Raw genomic sequence first — 18,502 nt, forward strand, 5'->3', positions numbered from 1 at the left:
AATGTTTTCTTGCGGCCAGTTTGGCGGCGAGGAATTGAAACCCTATAGCTTCCCAATTATCCTAAACTCCTTAATCGGGACTTCAGGAAACCCTCATTATGCAAGATTTGCTCCTACTTCTACTTTCGATGGTCGCCTTTGCAGGCGGATTTCCAGGGGCTTGGTGGGTCGCTGACAAACAGCGTCCTGATAACGCCATCGGGATCTTCTTTGGTACCCTCGGCATGCTGATCGTCGGGGGAGCTGGTCTATTTGGCGTCGTGATTCTGGCTGCCAAGCAGTTTCAATAGAGTCTCTGGGGCATTTCTTCGCCCGATCTGACATCCCAAACAGCTTGAATTAACCTGCTGCAAGTGGTAGGATCCTATTTCCTGCCCGAATTGCCAATTTGGCATTGGCATTTGTCCCTCTTCCCAGCAGCATCGGTTATGTCCTGCGTATTTTCGCCAACGCGGTTGCTTTTTGCCCTCCTTTTTCTCAGCGTGAGCGCGTCGATTGGCGTTGCGGCTGACGAGGCAGTCGATTTCGCAACCCAGATTCGCCCGATCTTGTCGGATCGCTGTTTCCATTGTCATGGCCCCGATCCAACCAGCCGGGCAGCTGACTTGCGTCTGGACGAACAGGATGCAGCGCACGACTACGCCATCGTGCCTGGCGATCCGGAAAGCAGTGAAGTCTTCCTGCGCCTGACCGATCACGATCCCGAAGTTCGCATGCCGCCGCCGGAATCGAATCGAACAGTCTCGAAGGCAGAGATCGAGCTGATTCGTCGCTGGATCGAACAAGGAGCCGAATACGACCAGCACTGGGCCTTCCAGCGAATTGAAAAGCCGAGCGTACCCGAGTTGGCCGACGATGACTGGTCGCGGAACGAGATCGACAAGTTCGTCCTGGCCAAGTTGCGCGAGGAAGGTGTTCAGCCCAACTCGGATGCCCAGCCGTGGCGAATCCTCCGCCGGGTATCGTTTGATCTGAATGGCCTGCCGCCGTCGCTCGAAGAACTCGACGCCTATCAGGCCGACCCCAGCGAAGAAAACTACCAGGCACACGTCGACCGGCTGCTCGCCTCGCATCACTACGGCGAGCGTCTGGCGGCCGAGTGGCTGGACGCCGCGAGGTACAGCGATACCTACGGGTACCAGGTCGATCGCGATCGTTACGTGTGGCCATGGCGTGATTGGGTCATTCGGTCGTTGAATGCCAACATGCCGTACGACGAGTTCGTCACCCAGCAAATTGCGGGCGACCTGCTGCCGGAGGCGACTCAAGACACAATCCTCGCGACCACCTTTTGTCGGCTACATCCCCAGAAGGTCGAAGGGGGAAGCATCCCCGAAGAGTTCCGCGTCGAGTATGTGGCCGACCGTTCGCAGACCGTGGCAACGGCGTTTCTGGGCCTGACCATGGAGTGCTGCCGTTGTCACGACCACAAATACGATCCGCTCAGCCAACGCGAGTATTACCAGATGTTCGCGTTCTTCAACAGCATTGATGAAGCAGGCCTGTATTCCTTCTTTACGCCATCGGTTCCCACACCGACGCTCCTACTGACCGACGAGGCCCAGGCCGCCAAGCTGAAAGATCTCGACCAAAAGGTAAGCGACCTGGAAGCGGCACTCTCCAAGCTCGAAATGCCCAAGGTGGGTGACGAAGAACTGAGCGTTACCGTCAACGAGCCGATCGAGAAGGTCGACTTCGAGGACGCGAAAGTGGGTGGCAACAAGTCGGTCGAAGGCCCGCAAGGCAAAGCGGTTCAATTGACCGGCGATGATGCGATCAATCTGAAACAGGGCAACTTCCAACGTCACCAACCGTTTTCGGTCTCGCTGTGGATGAACACGCCGGATGTGAAAGACCGAGCCGTGATCTTCCATCGCTCGCGAGCCTGGACCGACGCGGCCAGCCGCGGCTACGAACTTCTGCTGGAAGATGGCAAATTGAAGTGGTCGCTCATCCACTTCTGGCCAGGCAACGCGATCAGCATCAAGGCCAAAGAAGAATTCCCGGTCGATACCTGGAAGCAAGTCGTTGTCACTTACGACGGCTCAAGCCGTGCCGATGGGCTGAAGATTTATGTCGATGGCAACTTGATCGAAACTGAAGTTGTTCGTGACAAGCTGACCAAGCAGATCACCGGCGGTGGTAACGATCATATCACGATTGGCGAACGTTTCCGTGATCGTGGTTTCACCCAGGGCATGGTCGACCAATTCGCCGTTTACGATCTGGAACTGACTTCGGCCGAAGTCGCGGTTGCCAGTGGCGCGACGCCTACGCCTGAGCAAGTGGCCCAGTACCGACTGCAGCGCCGCTACGATTCGTGGTCGGAGGCTAACACGAAGCTTTCCGAAGCACGCAAGGAGCGGAATCAAGCGTACGATCGAACCAGCGAAATCATGGTCATGCGTGAGCTGGAATCGCCCCGGCCGACCTATCTATTGGCACGTGGCAACTATGACGCTCCGACCGATCCCGTCGAGCCCAAGACGCCTGAGGTGCTGCCGGCGTTTGAAGAAGGTTGGTCGCAAGACCGCCTGGGCCTGGCCAAGTGGATCGTCGATCGCGACAACCCGCTGACGGCTCGCGTGGCAGTGAATCGGTATTGGCAGCTGCTGATGGGAGAAGGCCTGGTACGCACGCCGGAAGACTTCGGTAACCAGGCCAGCCCACCCACGCATCCTGAACTGTTGGACTGGCTTGCCGCCGACTTCATGGAGCACGGCTGGGACGTCAAACGATTACTTAAGCAAATCGTGACGTCGTCCACCTACCGCCAATCGTCCGAGGCCTCGGCAGAAATGATTCAACGTGATCCCGAAAACAAGCTGCTGGCGCGGAGCGGCAAGTTCCGTCTGTCGGCCGAAATGGTTCGTGACAACGCGCTGTTCACCAGCGGACTGCTGGTCGATCAAGTCGGTGGCCCTCCAGCGAAGCCGTACGAAGTCTCCAGTTCCTTCAAGCCAGTCAAGCACGACAGCGGCAAGGGACTCTATCGCCGTTCGCTCTACACGTTCTGGCAGCGGACCAGTCCCGCGCCGGCAATGATGACCTTTGACGCCTCAAAACGAGACGTATGCCAATTGAAGCGAGAACGCACGTCATCACCGCTTCAGGCGCTGGTACTGCTCAACGGTCCTCAGTATGTCGAAGCGGCCAAGATGTTGGCCGTCCGCGTGCTGAAAGATGAGAAGCATGCGACGTCCGACAACGACAAAGTTCAAACCGTCTTTCGCTTGCTGACCAGCCGCGAGGCGAACGATCAGGAACTGGAACTGCTGTCCAACTTGTTCGCTCAGCAAAAGACGCATTTCCAAGAACAGCCTGAGGCCGCTAAGAAACTGTTAGCCGCCGGCGAGGCAAAAGTTCCCGCTGATCTCGACGCTGCGGAAGTCGCAGCCCTTACGATCGTGGCCAATACGGTAATGAATTTCGACGGCAGCGTCACGCGTCGGTAACACGGAGCTAGAGAACCCATGATCACACGACGACAAGTCCTACAGTCATCCGCTTGGGGTTTTGGTGGTTTGGCGCTGGGCCAGCTGATGGCTTCCCAGTCGTCGGCCGCTGATGGCGTGCTCACCAAGCTGCATCACACGCCCAAAGCGAAGCGGGTCATTTTCCTGTTTCAGGCCGGTGGTCCGTCTCAGCTCGACCTTTTCGATAACAAGCCACTACTGGTAGAAAAGCACGGCGAGCAGCTGCCGGCGTCAGTGCGTGGCGAACAACGGCTGACCGGAATGAGCGGCAACCAGTCGAGCATCCCGCTGGTTGGGTCGCCATTCAAGTTCGAGCAACACGGGCAAAGCGGCACGTGGATGAGCGAATTGCTGCCGCACACCGCAAAGATGGTCGACGACATCAGCGTCATCCGTTCGGCCCATACCGAAGCGATCAATCACGGGCCTGGCGTGACCTATTTTCAAACTGGTTCGCAGATCCCTGGGCGTCCCTGTATCGGGTCGTGGATGAGCTACGGGCTCGGTAGCGAGAACGAGAACCTGCCGGGGTTCGTTGTCCTGGTGACGAAAGACAAGGGGGGCCAGCCACTGGCCGCTCGACTGTGGGGCAATGGGTTCCTGCCATCTCATCATCAAGGCGTCCAGTTCCGCAGTGGGAGCGATCCGGTTCTCTACTTGAACAGCCCCGAGGGAATCGATCGCTCGAGTCGTGAGAATGCCCTGGCGAGCCTGGATCAGCTGCATAAGCTTCAGTCTTCCGACGCGTTAATCGATACGCGCATTCGCCAATACGAACTGGCGTTTCGCATGCAGTCGTCGATTCCTGATGTGACCAACATTGCTTCCGAACCGGATCACATTCTCGATATGTACGGTCCCGATGCCCGTAACCCGGGCACCTTCGCCGCGAACTGCCTATTGGCCCGTCGACTGGCCGAGAAGAACGTCCGTTTCATTCAGCTTTATCACCAAGGCTGGGACCACCACGGCGGTCTGCCTGGTGCCATCAAGCGGCAGTGCAAAGAGACCGATCAACCGACGGCCGCACTGCTGCAAGACTTAAAGCAGCGGGGCATGCTCGATGACACGCTTGTCATATGGGGTGGTGAATTTGGCCGCACCAACTACTGCCAAGGTAAGCTCGGAGGGAGCAACTTCGGCCGCGATCACCACGGTCGATGCTTCAGCGTCTGGATGGCCGGTGGTGGCATCAAGGGCGGCGTCACCGTGGGTGAGACCGATGAGTACGGCTTCAACATCGTCGATCAGCCGATTCACATTCATGACCTGCAAGCGACGATCCTGCATGTGATGGGGATCGATCACGAGCGGCTCACGTTCCGCCATCAAGGTCGAGCATTTCGCCTGACCGATGTTCATGGGCACGTGGTGAAGCCGATCCTGGCCTAGATGGCGTGTCGGGAGAAACTAGCCACAGAGGAAAGAAAGAGCAACCTCGGATTACGCGGATGAACGCAGATTCGCAGAGCCTGGTGTTCTCAGCCCTTCTTAGCGTGCCATGACACAGAGTCCACTTCTCGGTGAACTCTGTGTGCTCTGTGGCAAACGACTACTCGTCGTCGGCCCGCATCCACGGGGTCAGGACGGGTGCGTGCTCGAGGATCTCTTCGGCGTTGAAGTAGAGATCGATTTCACGCTTCGAGGCTTCTTCGCCGTCCGATGCGTGGACCAGGTTCATCTGGCGGCTGCTGCTGAAGTCGCCGCGAATGGTTCCCGGGGCAGCCTTCAAACCGCTGGTGGCACCCAGCATGTCGCGAACGACTTGAATCGCTTCCAGGCCTTCCAGAACCATCGCCACGACAGGGGCGGCGGTGATGAACGATTCCAAGCCAGGGTAAAACGGCTTGCTGACATGCTCTGCGTAGTGCTGCTTTGCCAGATCAGGGGTGATCCGGATCAACTTCATCGCAATGATGTTCAGCCCTTTGTCTTCGAATCGGTTAATGACGCGGCCAATCAGGCGGCGTTCGACACAGTCAGGCTTCAGAAGAACGAGCGTACGTTGCATTGCGTTAAACTCCGGGATCATATGTGAGAAGGCGGATTCTAGCGAATTCGCAGACTCTGCTCAACCAGGAGACGTCGCCGCACGCGCGAACTTAATTCGATTTTGGGAGGATAATAACCGGCGCACTACTGCTGACGGCCGTGACGTTCTGCTTGGCAGGCGTCGGCACTTGTTCTTCCATCGCCGGCATGGGGGCCTCGTAAGCCGGATAATAGGGCTGGTACGAGGACAACTGCATGGCATGCTTGGTCGGACGGTTCCAGGGATCCCCCTTCGAGTGATATCCGTCACTCCAAAACTCGCCGCAGTACCGCATCAATGCGTTCCAGCCCGCTTCGGCCGGCATCGGAGCGGCGACGAATCCAAGTAGCAATAGCGCTGCCGTTAGGTAGATTTTCTTTGTCACGTCATCCGCTCCCATGCAATAACTGGCACCTTCTCAAAAGTGGTTCCAGCATCACTTATCGACGCACTGCTGGCAGTGCAAGCAGTGCTTTTGGGGGCATCTGGCTGAAAGTCGGTTCCATTGATGACGGCTGATCGAGCTACGGAAGATGTAACGTCGTCAGCGGGCCAACGGCGGTCGTCGACGTTTTGCGCAGATCGTACGTCGCTAAAAGTCGTCCAATATCGTCAAGGTTTACCTTTTGATAGGCCTCGACCGTTTCTTTCACCGTGCGAAGCTTCTTCCGCTGCGTCCAGCTTGAGCCCACCGAGAAAAGGCGGCTCGAGGGGCGCTCGCTGCGTAGCACGACATGCGAACAGACTTTGTTCTTTGCTAAATCCAGTTCTCGCTGCGTGACCCCATCTGTCATCAGCTTCTCGACTTCGTAGGTGACGACTTCCAGCACGCGTTGGGCATCTTGCGGGGCACAACAGACGTAGTTCATCATCACGCCGCAGCCTTGGAATTCATACGACTCCATCGCTGCGAATTCCGCGAGACCTGGGTCGACCAGTTCCCAGAAGAAACGGCTACCGACATCGTCTCCCATGATCGTCGCCAGAAGTCGCGCCGCGTACCGGGCTTCATCCTCCGAGCCGGGCGACTCGGCCAGTTGGATGACGTACTGCTGAATCGAGGTCTCTTTGGTGAGGAGCTGAAAATTCGAATGACCGATCGGCCGAGCCGTATTGCGCGTCACATCGTACTTTTTCCAGCTACCGCACAACTTGTTCGCTTGATCGACGAGCTTGTCGAAGTCGACATTCCCGGTAGCGACCAGCGTCATGTTCGTCGGGCTGTAACGCTCTTCGAAGTACGACATCATCTGCTGCTGCGTCAGGTCGCCGACCGACTGCTGCGTACCGAGCACGCTGTTGCCCAGCGGATGTTCGCCGAACCAGGCCGCCATGCTCTTTTCGTGACCGCCGTAGGGTGGCTGGTCGTCGTACTTCATGATCTCTTCGAGGATCACCTTCTTCTCGGTATCGAAATCCTCTTGCCGCAATGTTGGCCGCATGATGTCGGCCAGAAGATCGACGATCTGCGTTTGCAGTTCCGGAAGGACGACGGCGTAGTAGACCGTTTGTTCCTCACTGGTAAACGCGTTCGACTGCGCACCGAGTTCGTCGAGTTCACGGTTCACGTCTTCGGCCGTGCGGCGCGAGGTCCCCTTGAACACCATGTGTTCCAGGAAGTGACTCACGCCGGCGACTTCCGCCGTCTCGTCACGAGAGCCCGTCTTTACGAAAAATGCCGTGGCAAGCGAATAAGCATTCGGGTTTACTTCGGCAACGATATCCAAGCCGTTATCAAGCGTCGCCTGACGAAATTTCACTCGGAACCTCCAATCTCTTTGCACCGATGGTTGTAACCCGATAGTCTTTGGGCGGATTCTTTTTCAGGTAGGCGTTGATGGTCTCGACACTGATTCCATCCAGTATCGTCTCCAGTTCTTCCATCGTCCGAATCCGGCCGAGATGATACCAGTCTGCTGCCAGCGAGGACGCCCGAGACGAACTCGATTCCTGCTGCATAATAATGCCACTCTTGAAGCGGGCCTTCAGTCGCGTTAGCTCATCCTGGTGAACGCCTTTGGGTAGTTCATTGAACTGCTCGATCATCACGTCGAGGGTCTCTTGAGCCCGTTCGGTACTTGTCCCGGCATACGCCAGGACGGCACCTTGCGTTTTGAGCGAGTTGCACGAGGCATACACGGTATAGCAAAGCCCGCGCTTCTCACGCACTTCGCTGAACAGTCGCGAGCTCATCCCGTCGCTCATGATGCCGATCGCGGCACGAGCCTGGTAGAAGTCAGGATCGGAGACCGGCACACCGGCGAACCCGAGCCCCACGTGTGTCTGGCTCGATTCAAATGGAACGTGAACGTACTTTGGCAAGGACGAACCCAGGTAACTCTTTTGCCCCGGGCGCGACTCCCAACCGCCAAACAGTTTCTGAATCGTTTCCTTCAATCGGTCCCAATCGAAGTTGCCGGCGACTGAGATGATCGCTTCGTCGGGACGAACCCAGGTATCGAAATATTCTTTCGCAACTTCCTGCGTGAGCGCTTCCAGACTGGCCAGCGTCCCGGTCGGATGCCAACCCCAGGGATCGGGGTACATCTGCCGCCGCAGGCTAAGCATGGCTTGCTGATGCAGATCGTCCTCCAGGGCACGCAGCTCCTGAAAGCACACCTGCTTGGCATCTTCGAACTCATCCGGCAGAAAATGGGGCCGCTGAACCAGGTCGGCATAAATGCTAAGCGTTGCTTCCAGGTTCTCAGCCAACAGGGCCCCGCCAAAGGACAGATGGCTGGACGATACGCCACCGCCGCGGGCAACCCCCAAGTTATCCAGCGCCTCGACATACTCTCGGCTATCGAGATCACCACACCCACGTTGGACCCAATCGCACAGTAAGTTGGCGACGCCGCGATTGGCTTCGACCTCACGCTGCACACCGGCTGGGATAACGATCGAAAAGGCTGCCGATTGCAGCCAGGGCATAGACTCGGCGAGGAGGGTCAGTCCGTTGTCGAAACTCTCGGAGTAATAAGTGGAACGCACGTGTTTGCCGTCGCTTCCCGCTGTTGCAAATAAGTCCGAAGATAAATGAGATGGGCTAATCCCTGATTTAAACGGCCAGAAGATGCCCCGACAAGGCCCAGTCACTGCGGACTAAGCATGCGTGCTGGTCTGAACGGTTCCCATTTCAACCGCTTTATAGACCGTCGAAGCGATTCGGAAACCGAGCCGCTCGTACAGGCGAATGGCCCCGATGTTCTGCGAAGTGACTTCCAGCGAAGCCTGCGTCAGGTCGTGCTCGCGAAATCCATTCAAGGCTCTCAGCAGCAGAATGGCTCCGATACCCTGTCCACGAAATCCGGGCACAACGCCCAGATTCTGAATCGATCCTTTTCCTTCGCGGTCGCGGACACCTTGCACGGTGGCAACCGGTCGCCAGTCGCGTGATTCGGGATCTTCGTATTCGATCAGCCAGGTAGCGGCCGGCAGGAAACCATCCCGCATCGAGATCTCGCGCATCAGGCGGAAACAGCCTTCCGAGTCCCCCAGACAAGGGAAGACATTCGCATCGACCTCGAACCGAAAGCTTTGGAATTTAACCTCGGCGTGCCGCTTAAGAATTTCTGCCGTCCAAGGCTGAAAGCGGAACCCAGGCGGAAGGGGTGGCTCATCGGGCAGATCTGCTAGCGAGATCTCCATCCGGAATCGTTTGAAATAAGTTAGCGTCACCGGCTCTCTTTCCACGATTGTGCACGCGTGAGCATGGTTATTAACACTAACTATCGTATCCCTTTACGCCCAAAAAAGCGACGAACGTTTCCGGAAAATGGATTATTGGGCGGTATCGATCGTTTGGTTCGCCGAAAAGACCTGGGCCTCGTTATCCCGGGCCCAATCTTCGCGATCATAGCTGATCACCGAAGTATCGGTCTCTTGGACTTCCAGCAGGTTCAGATCGAACCCCATCCGGGTGATTTCGGTGAACAGCTTATAGGCTAGATTCTCGACCGAAGTCGGGCCCTGGAATTCGCAGAGCTTGAAGTCCTCGCCATGGGTCGCCATGTGACTCTTGAGCGTCGCATAGAGAGGGTCGTTCACATTGATCAGCATGCCGTGATCGTACTTTTCCTTCAGGAAAGGCCCGATCTTGTCATCGAAATCAGAGAACAACGTCGAATACGACCCGGTCCGCTGCACCTCGAAGTGACAAACGATCCCGTACCGGTGCCCGTGCAGATTCCGACACTTATCCTGCAGTTCTTCATTTCGATGCGCGGCGTAAAACTTGTATTCCTTGCGGATGATCATCGCGAACTCCACCAGCGACCTGAATATTCAATACGGACGATTGTTTCGCTTTTCGAGGGAAAGGACAAGCAATCCTAGCACGAAAGAACTAACTTCGGCCTTTGACCGTACTCGTTGCCAGTTTTTAACTTCCGGCCGTCCAGAACGTTGACAACGAAAGAATCAAGCTTCTATTATGACAGGAAAGCCAAGCCGCTTGTCCCCGTAGCTCAACTGGATAGAGTGTCGGCCTCCGAAGCCGAAGGTTGCAGGTTCGAACCCCGCCGGGGATACTTTTGTTAAGCCGTGAACTCATATGGGTTTACGGCTTTTTTGTTGTCAGCCAGAAGATTCTGAGATGTTCTTGAAAATGGGCCGTTCTTGAAGCCTTCTACCCTGGCGGTGACCCTTATGCCCCAGGCCTATGGGTGAGCCACTGCCGGACGAACTTCCTTTGCTGGCCGGTCTCGGGCGACTCGCGGTCGTGCCGCTCTTGGTCCCGTTGTCTCAAGTCTTGAAGCACGTCCAACACGTCGTCAGGATTTGCCAGGCCATGCCGCAGTAGCCAACATCCGATGACGGTACCGGTGCGGCCGATACCACCCCAGCAGTGGACGTACACAGGGCTATCGCTGGCCAACGATCCGTCGATCGCATCGAGAATCTCATTCATCGTGGCATGCGTGGGAATCGACAGGTCGCGGATCGCATGTCGCCGCATCGCAGCCTCTGGCGAACGTTGTGCTGCGGTATCCTCGTAGGGGACGAACTGCTGTCCATTGGAGTTCGCTTCATCCGCCTCCATCAGATTCACGAACGTTAGGATGCCGGCGTCAACGAGCGTGTGGATTCTCGTTTCATGTTCGGCCGGGTCGAGGTGCCCAGGATAGGCGCCAGCAAGCAGTCGCGACGGTACGACCCAGTAGCTGGACGGCGTCGGAGGGATCGTCGTTTCGTCGGCGAGCATGAATCTCATTGGAAGCAGACTTCCTCACAAAGCGGAGCTAATTCAATGAATTGAAGGGGGGGACAATACCGCAAGAGGGTCATATTAAACTTCAACAAGTCGGCAGTCTATAAAATTGGAGATGCTGTGTAGGCTGGATGAATGGATGCCGAGAATCGGGCACAATGACAAAAGGAGTTCTACGTCATGCCTGACCAACGAAAACACCGAGGCCCGCATCCGCTGGACCGGCAACTCTTCGACGACGAAGCGATACCTGGCCTGCGTGAAGCCGTCGCGGACTTGTCGTGGCTGTGGACGCGCGATTACGCCATTGATTCATCACTCAAACTGGTTGGCGACCGATATGCCCTCAACGCTCGACAACGTATCGCCGTTGCCCGCTGTGCCTGTAGCGACAGTGCGGTTGTCCAAAGGGGACAACATGAAGTATCCGCGTCCGAGCTTTCTGGAAATGAGCTCTGGATCGACGGCTACAATGTGCTCACTTCGGTCGAGGCCGCATTATCCCACGGAGTGATTCTACATTCGCATGACGGGTGCTTTCGTGACATGGCGAGTATGCACGGAAGTTACCGCCGGGTAGAAGAGACGGTAGCAGCAATCGAGATCATCGGCGAGTTGGCAGCCAGTTTTGGCGTTGCGAATTGCCGCTGGCTGTTTGACCAACCAGTCTCCAACAGCGGGCGATTGAAGACACTGCTTGGAAAACTGGCCGAGGAACGCGACTGGAATTGGGAGATCGACCTGGTCGCCGATCCCGATCCGTTGCTTGCAGCCACCGACCGAATCGTCGCTTCCGCCGACAGTCAAATCCTCGACAGCGCAGAACGGTGGTTCAATCTTGCCCGGATCGCCATCGAATCACGCGTGCCAAATGCTTGGGTCATCGATTTATCGTAGCGACAGTTGCTGTGTACAGTCTTTGATTAACGTCGGAAGCATCCTTTTTGGCCCTATCCACCCCGCCTTGTATACACGAAGCGGCTGCTTTGAGGCTGAAGCTGACTCTCCATCTTTCGCTGAACCATTTCTTGACCTGCCCCCTTCAACCAGCGACCATCTCGCGGCGACGAGGCACTTTCCAATCTTCATCGGCAAGGTGTGCGATACGGTTCTATTCGCAGCGAACCACGCGCTACTTGAAAACGCAAATTAATTCGATAATATGTAGCACAATCGATTGAGCACTGTGGTTTTCACCACTTTTCCGTAATTTACAGTCTGTTCGTTTCGTGCCTAAAGCCTATTCCAATTCGACTTTGAGCGATGTCGCTCGTGAGGCCAACGTGAGCGTCTCAACCGCTTCTCGTGTGCTCAATGGCTTGGCCGAGAAGTATCGAATTAGTCGCTCGACGGCCCAGTTGGTTCGCGAATCGGCAGATAAGCTTGGGTTTCGTCCCAGCCAAGTCGCAAGGTCGCTTCGGCTAAAGCGGACAGGCCTGTTAGGGATTGTTGTTCCCGATCTTTCCAATCCATTCTTCTCCTCGATTGCCCGTGCGGTGACCGTGTCGGCCGAAGCGGAAGGCTTTTCGGCGATCCTGGCCGACAGTGGCGGTGCCGTCGGAAAAGAGAAGACACTGATCGATCAATTGACCACTCGTAGCGTGGAAGGACTGATCGTCTGTCCCGTCGGGCTCAACTTCGAGCACCTTGAGACGGTTCATCAACAAGGGATGCCGCTGGTTGTTGTGGATCGTTGCAAGGCGAATTCGTCAATGGTTCAGGTCACTTCCGATCACATCGCCGGCACGCGTCAAGCGATGAAGCTGCTACTCGGCAACGGCCATCGACACATTGGTGTGCTGCAGGGGATCGCCGGGACGCTTCCATGCGATCAGCGTCTTCAAGGAGTGCAAGAAGCTCTGACAGAAGTCGGCGCCAGGTTGGATTCGGCGATGATCGCCGGCGACCAGTTCACCTACGAATCGGGATACACGTCTGCCCGCAAGTTGCTGACAACCAATCCTCAAATCACAGCACTGTTTGCCATGAGTACTCCTAATGCATTTGGTGCCTATCAGGCTGCCATTGAACTGGGACTGCGCGTGCCGGACGACCTGTCTTTGATCTGTTTCGATGATGTCGCGTTTGCCGACTTCATGCAGGTCCCGCTAACGACGGTTTCGCAAGACGTGCCTGAACTCGGGCGGCTCGCGGCTTCGCTCGTCACCCAGCAGCTTGTCCATGGCAAAGTGCCCGCACAGAAAACGCACACAATACCGGTTACCCTCCTCACTCGAGCATCCGTTGGAAAGACGTCCCCATCATGAAACGCGAACTACTGCTCTTGCTACTGCTTTCAAGCGTTAGCCTGATCTTACCCCATGCCTCGTTCGCCGCCGAACCTAGTAAGCCAATTCCATTGATCTTCGATACCGATATCGGTAACGACTGCGATGATGTCCTGGCGCTAGCGATGATTCATGCCTTACAGTCGCGTGGAGAATGCGAGCTGCTGGCGGTTACCATTACCAAGGATCACGAATTAGCCGCTCCGTTTGCCGATAGCGTGAATACGTTTTATGGCCGCGGCGATATTCCGATTGGCGTGTGCCGAAGTGGCGTTACGCCTGAGGAAGGCAAGTTCAATGGACTGGCTTCTGAGGCGGATGGCGGCCAACTGCGTTATCCCCACGACCTGAAGTCGGGCAAGCAAGCTCCCAGCGCGGTGGATGTCTTGCGGAAGGCTCTAGTGGATGCCGAAGATGCTTCGGTTGTCATTTGTCAGGTCGGCTTCTCCACGAACCTGGCCGACCTCATCGAGTCTCCGGCTGACGACATCAGCCCACTCACCGGTATGGAATTGGTCAAACAGAAGGTACGTTTGTTTTCCGTGATGGCCGCGGCGTTTGCGAAGATTCCTGACCGTAAGACGGGAGAGCCAAAGCTGTATCGCGAGTATAACGTCTTCAAAGATATTCCAGCTGCCCGGCGTCTCTTCTCGAAGTGGCCCACTCCGATTATCTGGAGCGGATTCGAGATTGGCCTGAATCTGACCTATCCCCACGAAAGTATCGAGCGCGACTACGGCTATGTCGCCCACCATCCCGTGGCTGAGGCTTATGTCCGATACATTCCCCCGCCGCATGATCGTCCGACCTGGGATTTGACATCGGTTCTCGTTGCCGTGCGTCCCGATCACAACTACTTCGACATTTCACCGGCAGGGCAGGTAACCGTGCTCGAAGATGGTTACACCACGTTTGAAGCGAAGGAAGGCGGTCGCGATCGATACCTGATTCTGCGAGATGATCAGAAAGCTCGTGCCACCGAGGCGTTGACCCTACTTTCCAGCGAACCGCCGCACGTGCAGGTCGCCTCATCTCCGGGTGAAAGGTAGTCCAGTGCAAGATTCGAACATCCCGCCGCGGATTGCCGTGGCGGGATCTATCAATATGGATCTTGTGCTGCGATGTGCTCAGTTCCCGACACCGGGAACAACGACCGTCGCGCGGTCCTACGATGAGATCTCTGGCGGCAAAGGCGCGAACCAAGCAGTTTCCGCCGCGAAGGCCGGTGCGCACGTATCGATGCTGGGTCGTGTTGGCGACGATGCGTTCGCCCAGCGTCTGCTAGGTAGCCTGAAAGGGCACGGGGTTGATTGCACTCATGTGCTTACGACGCCTGATTGCGAGAGCGGCTTGGCGATGATCATGTTGGATCAGACCGGCCAAAACTCGATTGTCGTTGTCGAAGGTTCCAACGGGCGTTTCACGCCGCAAGATATCAAGCACCTAGAAGACGTGATTCAGTCGATTGACGTCATGCTTTTGCAGCTTGAGATCCCCCTGGAAACCGTTCAGGAAGTCGTTGAGATCGCGCGTGCGGCGAATGTTCGCGTCATCCTTGATCCAGCTCCTGTCCCTGACACTTTGCCTTCCGCTCTCCTCCAAGTCGATTTGATCTGCCCCAACGAACACGAGGCTGAACAGTTGACCGGAATCGCCGTCGATTCCCCAGAGCAAGCCTTGGCTGCCGCACAGGCCTTGCACGCCAAGGGCGCACGGCATGTTGTCATCACGCTGGGTGGCCGCGGCTCTTTTCTGTTTGATGAAAATGGCGGGCGGATGATTTCCGCATTCGAAACCAACGTCGTTGATACGACGGCCGCCGGAGATGCGTTTGCTGGAGCACTTGCGGTTTACTGGGCTCAACATGGCGATCTCGATGAAGCAGTACGTTTTGGCAATGCAGCAGGAGCGATCGCAGCTTCCCGCATGGGAGCGCAGCCCAGCATGGGCACGCGATCTGAAATCGAAAGTCTTTGGGGATCCTTGAAATGAAAAAGCTAGTTCCAGGACTACTACTCGTCCTTTTTCTGATCGGCTGCAAGTCGGAAGATTCAACCACGACAGATGGAGCAGATTCGTCGAGTGAGGTCAAGAAGCCACGCATCGCGCTGATCATGAAGTCGTTGGCCAACGAGTTCTTCTCGACCATGGCAGACGGTGCCAAGAGCTACCAGGCAGAACATCCTGATCAGTTTGAGCTTGTGGTGAATGGCATCAAGGACGAACGTGACATCAGCCGCCAAGTGTCGCTCGTGGAAGAGATGATCGCCGCCAACGTCGATGCGATCGTGATTGCCCCGGCCGACTCGAAAGCCCTGGTGCCCGTTCTCCGCCGCGCGAAAAAAGCAGGCGTAATCGTGATCAATATCGACAATCGGCTCGATGCCGAGGTGCTTGCTGCCGAAGGAGCGGAGATTCCTTTCGTCGGTCCCGACAACAAAGCGGGTGCCAAGCAGGTCGGCACCTACCTGGCCAGCAAACTGGCCGCGGGTGATTCGGTGTGTATCTTGGAAGGTGTTCGCACATCCTTCAATGGTCAGCAACGGTTTGCCGGTTTTCAGGAAGCGATGACCGAAGCCAACATCAAGGTCGCCGATCACCAGTCAGGCGAATGGGAGATGAGCAAGGCAAACACCATTGCCTCCTCCATGCTCAGCGAACATCCCGAGATCAAAGCGATTCTGGCCGCAAACGACAGCATGGCCCTGGGGGCTGTTGCCGCAGTCAAGGGTTCTGGCCGCACCGATGATGTCATGGTAATCGGATTCGATAACATCTCGGCAGTTCAGCAAGCCATCCGGGAGGGCAAGATTCTGGCCACCGCCGACCAGCATGGGGATCAACTGGCCGTCTATGGTATTCAGAACGCTCTTAAACTGATTGAAGACCCCAATGCGGCGATCGAAGATGTCGAAACGCCGGTCGATTTAATCACGCAGGAGTCGCTATCTAAGTGAACGATTCGACGTCGCTCCTGCTGAACACAACCGGCATCACCAAGCAATACGGGGAAGCGTTGGTCTTGCGCGACGGCTCGTTGAACGTGCGCGAAGGAGAGATACTCGCGCTATTGGGAGGCAACGGGGCAGGGAAGAGCACCCTGGTGCGCATCATCTCGGGACTCGTTCATCCCACGTCTGGCCAGATGTTCGTTCAGGGACAGCCCTATTCGCCCAAATCGAAGCGTGAGGCTGAAGCTGCCGGGATTGAAATCGTTCAACAGGAATTCAATCTCATTTCCACTTTGAGCGTTGCGGAGAACTTACTGCTGACCCGGTTGCCTGCGATGGGCGGTGTAATTCGACAACGAGACCTCCATCGCCAGGCACGCGAGGCGCTCGACCGATTTGATCTAAGCGATATCGCCACCGATGCCATCGTCGAGACCCTGGGGGTTGGCCAGCAACAGATGATTGAAATCGCGGCAGCATTGTATCGGAAGTGCCGTCTATTGATCCTCGATGAGCCGACCGCCGCCTTAAGTGCCGCCGAAGCTGAGTCCCTATTCACATGGCTCGACAAACTCCGCGATGAGGGAGTCGGCATCATCTATATCAGCCATCGTCTCGATGAAGTCTCGCGAATCTCCGATCGGATCTCATTCCTGCGTGATGGAGCGATGATTGGAACCTATCCGACTTCTGACCTGACCGCTGACGAGATGGTGGAACTGATGACCGGCGATCATCCCCACACACCCCACTCCCACGCGATAAGCGAGCCAAGACCTGAAAGCGAAACCAGTTCAGCCGCCAACGTTGCCCTACGCGTTGAAAGGCTCTCAGGAGGCATGGTCGACGACGTCAGCTTTCAGGTACGCCAAGGCGAATGTTTAGGTATCGCAGGTTTGATTGGATCTGGACGGACGGAACTGCTGCGTTTGATATTCGGCGCTGATATCGCATCGTCCGGAGGCGTCTATCTTTCGGACGACGCGACCCCACGACGCTTTCGCCATCCCCACGAGGCAGTCTCCGCGGGCATTGCGATGGTCACCGAGGACCGCAAACAAAATGGATTGCTCCTTTCTCAATCGATACGGGTCAACACAACGCTGGCCGCTATGACCAAGCGGTTCAGTCGAGCAGGAATGATCCGATTTCCGGCCGAGCAGGAAGCAACCGATCAGTACTGTCAATCATTGGAAATCCGCTGCACCGACGGCCAGCAGCAGACAGGCACGCTCAGCGGAGGGAATCAGCAGAAGGTCGTGATTGCCCGTTGGCTTGGCACCGACGCAAGTGTGTTCCTATTCGATGAGCCAACGCGGGGAATCGATGTCCCGGCACGCAAACGGATTTATCGGCTCATCGATTCCTTGGCTGCCGAAGGAAAAGGGATTGTCATTGTGAGCAGTGACCTGGAAGAACTCTTCGAGACCTGCGATCGCATCGCCGTGATGTCTAATGGAAAGATGGTGAAAACATTTGAACGTGCCGACATGTCTCACGAGTTGATTATGCAAGCCGCCTTTTCCGGTTATCGAGAACGGAGTGTTGAGGAATGAACCCAAAAGCACTCAAGGAGATGCTCGTTCAGTATGGGGGCTTGTGTGTCGTACTGGCCATCATGGTGGGCGTATTCAGCGGCCTGAGCGAAAACTTCCTGCAGCGGTCGACCTTCACGACCATCGCCAATCAGATACCCGACCTGACGCTCGTGGCGGTCGGAATGACCTTCATTCTAGTGGTCGGGGGAATAGATCTTTCGGTAGGTTCAATCCTGGCATTGTCGTCGGCCGTCCTAGGTGCACTCATGGTGGACGCCGGCTGGCCGCTGTGGGCTGCCATTCCCGTTTGCCTATTAACCGGTGCGTTGTGCGGATTGTTTAATGGGTGCGTTTCGGTCGGGTTTCGCATTCCCTCGTTTATCGTGACCTTGGGCATGCTCGAGATCGCCCGCGGAGCGACGAAGGTCGTTACCGATTCTCAGACCAAGTACATCGGATCGAAGGTTGAAGTGATTGGCGAACCGCTTCCCTATCTCCATCTCTCGACGGCATTTCTCCTTGCGCTTGCGGCTGTCCTGGCAGGTCAATTCCTGCTTTCCAGAACCGTTTTCGGTCGCTACTGCATCGCAATTGGGACCAACGAAGAAGCCGTGCGGATGTCAGGCATTCGGACGGCCCCGTACTCCATCGCCGTGTTTACCCTGAGTGGACTGCTGTGCGGACTCGCTGGCCTCGCTCAGACTTCCCGGCTCTCCAGTGCCGATCCCAATGCAGCGATTGGCCTGGAATTGCTGGCGATCGCCGCCTGCGTAATTGGCGGCACGAGCTTGATGGGTGGCCGAGGCAGCGTCATCAGCTCGTTTATTGGCGTGTTGATCATCTCGGTCCTGCAAACAGGCCTTGCCCAGATCGGTGTCTCCGATGCTAACAAACAGATCATCACGGGAAGCGTGATTGTGGTTGCGGTTCTGATTGACTCGCTCCGCAACCGCTTTCGGAAGTGACTCATAATATTCAGCCGAGCGTTGCGAGTTTTAGAATTCTTCC

17 protein-coding genes and 1 tRNA gene are annotated in these 18,502 nt (G+C 56.4%); 11 read left to right on the plus strand and 7 right to left on the minus strand.

Annotated elements, in window-relative coordinates; genetic code table 11:
* The first annotated feature begins 98 nt into the window (after positions 1–98).
* From PSR63_RS25775 to PSR63_RS25785, 3 genes are all read left to right on the plus strand, one after another.
* Positions 99–290, plus strand: coding sequence for a hypothetical protein (locus tag PSR63_RS25775; protein ID WP_105358412.1), 192 nt, complete (start codon positions 99–101; stop codon positions 288–290).
* Positions 291–428: 138 nt separating this feature from the next.
* Positions 429–3,455 (plus strand): DUF1553 domain-containing protein, encoded by a 3,027-nt coding sequence (locus PSR63_RS25780; protein WP_274328871.1) that lies wholly within the window; start codon positions 429–431, stop codon positions 3,453–3,455.
* A gap of 18 nt (positions 3,456–3,473) precedes the next feature.
* Positions 3,474–4,868 (plus strand): DUF1501 domain-containing protein, encoded by a 1,395-nt coding sequence (locus tag PSR63_RS25785; RefSeq protein WP_274328873.1) that lies wholly within the window; start codon positions 3,474–3,476, stop codon positions 4,866–4,868.
* A 160-nt stretch (positions 4,869–5,028) separates the two neighbouring features.
* Here PSR63_RS25785 and ndk read toward each other — a convergent pair whose 3' ends face one another.
* The 6 genes from ndk to PSR63_RS25815 form a co-directional block, all read right to left on the minus strand.
* A complete protein-coding gene (gene ndk, locus PSR63_RS25790; protein ID WP_274328875.1) occupies positions 5,029–5,487 on the minus strand; it encodes a nucleoside-diphosphate kinase in 459 nt (152 codons plus the stop codon).
* A gap of 91 nt (positions 5,488–5,578) precedes the next feature.
* On the minus strand, positions 5,579–5,893 hold the full coding sequence (locus tag PSR63_RS25795; protein ID WP_274328877.1) for a hypothetical protein: 315 nt from the start codon (positions 5,891–5,893) through the stop codon (positions 5,579–5,581).
* Positions 5,894–6,032: 139 nt separating this feature from the next.
* Entirely contained in the window at positions 6,033–7,268 is a 1,236-nt protein-coding gene (locus PSR63_RS25800; RefSeq protein WP_274328878.1) for a M16 family metallopeptidase, read from the minus strand.
* Positions 7,243–8,499 carry a M16 family metallopeptidase gene (locus tag PSR63_RS25805; protein ID WP_274328879.1) on the minus strand — a complete coding sequence of 419 codons (1,257 nt, stop codon included), beginning with the start codon at positions 8,497–8,499 and terminating at the stop codon, positions 7,243–7,245. The genes PSR63_RS25800 and PSR63_RS25805 overlap by 26 nt, the downstream gene beginning before the upstream one ends.
* Positions 8,500–8,610: 111 nt before the next feature.
* Positions 8,611–9,156 carry a GNAT family N-acetyltransferase gene (locus tag PSR63_RS25810; protein WP_274328881.1) on the minus strand — a complete coding sequence of 182 codons (546 nt, stop codon included), beginning with the start codon at positions 9,154–9,156 and terminating at the stop codon, positions 8,611–8,613.
* A 132-nt stretch (positions 9,157–9,288) separates the two neighbouring features.
* On the minus strand, positions 9,289–9,765 hold the full coding sequence (locus PSR63_RS25815; RefSeq protein ID WP_274328883.1) for a 6-pyruvoyl trahydropterin synthase family protein: 477 nt from the start codon (positions 9,763–9,765) through the stop codon (positions 9,289–9,291).
* A 198-nt stretch (positions 9,766–9,963) separates the two neighbouring features.
* On the opposite strand from PSR63_RS25815, the gene PSR63_RS25820 reads away from it, so the two are divergent.
* Positions 9,964–10,037: transfer RNA gene (locus tag PSR63_RS25820), tRNA-Arg, on the plus strand.
* Between the two features lie 116 nt (positions 10,038–10,153).
* On the opposite strand, the gene PSR63_RS25825 is transcribed toward PSR63_RS25820, so the two are convergent.
* Entirely contained in the window at positions 10,154–10,720 is a 567-nt protein-coding gene (locus tag PSR63_RS25825; protein ID WP_274328885.1) for a protein-tyrosine phosphatase family protein, read from the minus strand.
* A 177-nt stretch (positions 10,721–10,897) separates the two neighbouring features.
* On the opposite strand from PSR63_RS25825, the gene PSR63_RS25830 reads away from it, so the two are divergent.
* The 7 genes from PSR63_RS25830 to PSR63_RS25860 all read left to right on the plus strand — a co-directional run bounded on the left by PSR63_RS25830 (position 10,898) and on the right by PSR63_RS25860 (position 18,459).
* Positions 10,898–11,614 (plus strand): DUF434 domain-containing protein, encoded by a 717-nt coding sequence (locus PSR63_RS25830; RefSeq protein ID WP_274328887.1) that lies wholly within the window; start codon positions 10,898–10,900, stop codon positions 11,612–11,614.
* Positions 11,615–11,946: 332 nt separating this feature from the next.
* On the plus strand, positions 11,947–12,984 hold the full coding sequence (locus PSR63_RS25835) for a LacI family DNA-binding transcriptional regulator (RefSeq protein WP_274328888.1): 1,038 nt from the start codon (positions 11,947–11,949) through the stop codon (positions 12,982–12,984).
* Complete coding sequence (locus PSR63_RS25840) at positions 12,981–14,054, plus strand: nucleoside hydrolase (RefSeq protein ID WP_274328890.1); 1,074 nt, start codon at positions 12,981–12,983, stop codon at positions 14,052–14,054. The genes PSR63_RS25835 and PSR63_RS25840 overlap by 4 nt, the downstream gene beginning before the upstream one ends.
* Before the next feature lie 4 nt (positions 14,055–14,058).
* Positions 14,059–14,997: a ribokinase gene (gene rbsK / locus PSR63_RS25845; protein WP_274328891.1), complete on the plus strand. Its 939-nt coding sequence runs from the start codon at positions 14,059–14,061 to the stop codon at positions 14,995–14,997.
* Complete coding sequence (locus PSR63_RS25850) at positions 14,994–15,962, plus strand: sugar ABC transporter substrate-binding protein (RefSeq protein ID WP_274328892.1); 969 nt, start codon at positions 14,994–14,996, stop codon at positions 15,960–15,962. Before rbsK ends, PSR63_RS25850 begins: the two co-directional genes overlap by 4 nt.
* On the plus strand, positions 15,959–17,512 hold the full coding sequence (locus PSR63_RS25855; protein WP_274328894.1) for a sugar ABC transporter ATP-binding protein: 1,554 nt from the start codon (positions 15,959–15,961) through the stop codon (positions 17,510–17,512). The genes PSR63_RS25850 and PSR63_RS25855 overlap by 4 nt, the downstream gene beginning before the upstream one ends.
* Positions 17,509–18,459 (plus strand): ABC transporter permease, encoded by a 951-nt coding sequence (locus PSR63_RS25860; RefSeq protein WP_274328896.1) that lies wholly within the window; start codon positions 17,509–17,511, stop codon positions 18,457–18,459. The genes PSR63_RS25855 and PSR63_RS25860 overlap by 4 nt, the downstream gene beginning before the upstream one ends.
* Positions 18,460–18,502: the final 43 nt, after the last annotated feature.

The sequence above is a fragment of the Bremerella sp. P1 genome (genome assembly GCF_028748185.1).
Classification (GTDB): Bacteria; Planctomycetota; Planctomycetia; order Pirellulales; family Pirellulaceae; genus Bremerella.

Excerpts from the sequence above, each read along its gene's own strand:
- PSR63_RS25775 (WP_105358412.1), top strand. The coding sequence starts at position 99 with ATGCAAGATTTGCTCCTACTTCTACTTTCGATGGTCGCCTTTGCAGGC.
- PSR63_RS25780 (WP_274328871.1), top strand. The coding sequence starts at position 429 with ATGTCCTGCGTATTTTCGCCAACGCGGTTGCTTTTTGCCCTCCTTTTT.
- PSR63_RS25785 (WP_274328873.1), top strand. The coding sequence starts at position 3,474 with ATGATCACACGACGACAAGTCCTACAGTCATCCGCTTGGGGTTTTGGT.
- ndk (WP_274328875.1), bottom strand. The coding sequence starts at position 5,487 with ATGCAACGTACGCTCGTTCTTCTGAAGCCTGACTGTGTCGAACGCCGC.
- PSR63_RS25810 (WP_274328881.1), bottom strand. The coding sequence starts at position 9,156 with ATGGAGATCTCGCTAGCAGATCTGCCCGATGAGCCACCCCTTCCGCCT.
- PSR63_RS25815 (WP_274328883.1), bottom strand. The coding sequence starts at position 9,765 with ATGATCATCCGCAAGGAATACAAGTTTTACGCCGCGCATCGAAATGAA.
- PSR63_RS25825 (WP_274328885.1), bottom strand. The coding sequence starts at position 10,720 with ATGAGATTCATGCTCGCCGACGAAACGACGATCCCTCCGACGCCGTCC.
- PSR63_RS25830 (WP_274328887.1), top strand. The coding sequence starts at position 10,898 with ATGCCTGACCAACGAAAACACCGAGGCCCGCATCCGCTGGACCGGCAA.
- PSR63_RS25840 (WP_274328890.1), top strand. The coding sequence starts at position 12,981 with ATGAAACGCGAACTACTGCTCTTGCTACTGCTTTCAAGCGTTAGCCTG.
- PSR63_RS25850 (WP_274328892.1), top strand. The coding sequence starts at position 14,994 with ATGAAAAAGCTAGTTCCAGGACTACTACTCGTCCTTTTTCTGATCGGC.
- PSR63_RS25860 (WP_274328896.1), top strand. The coding sequence starts at position 17,509 with ATGAACCCAAAAGCACTCAAGGAGATGCTCGTTCAGTATGGGGGCTTG.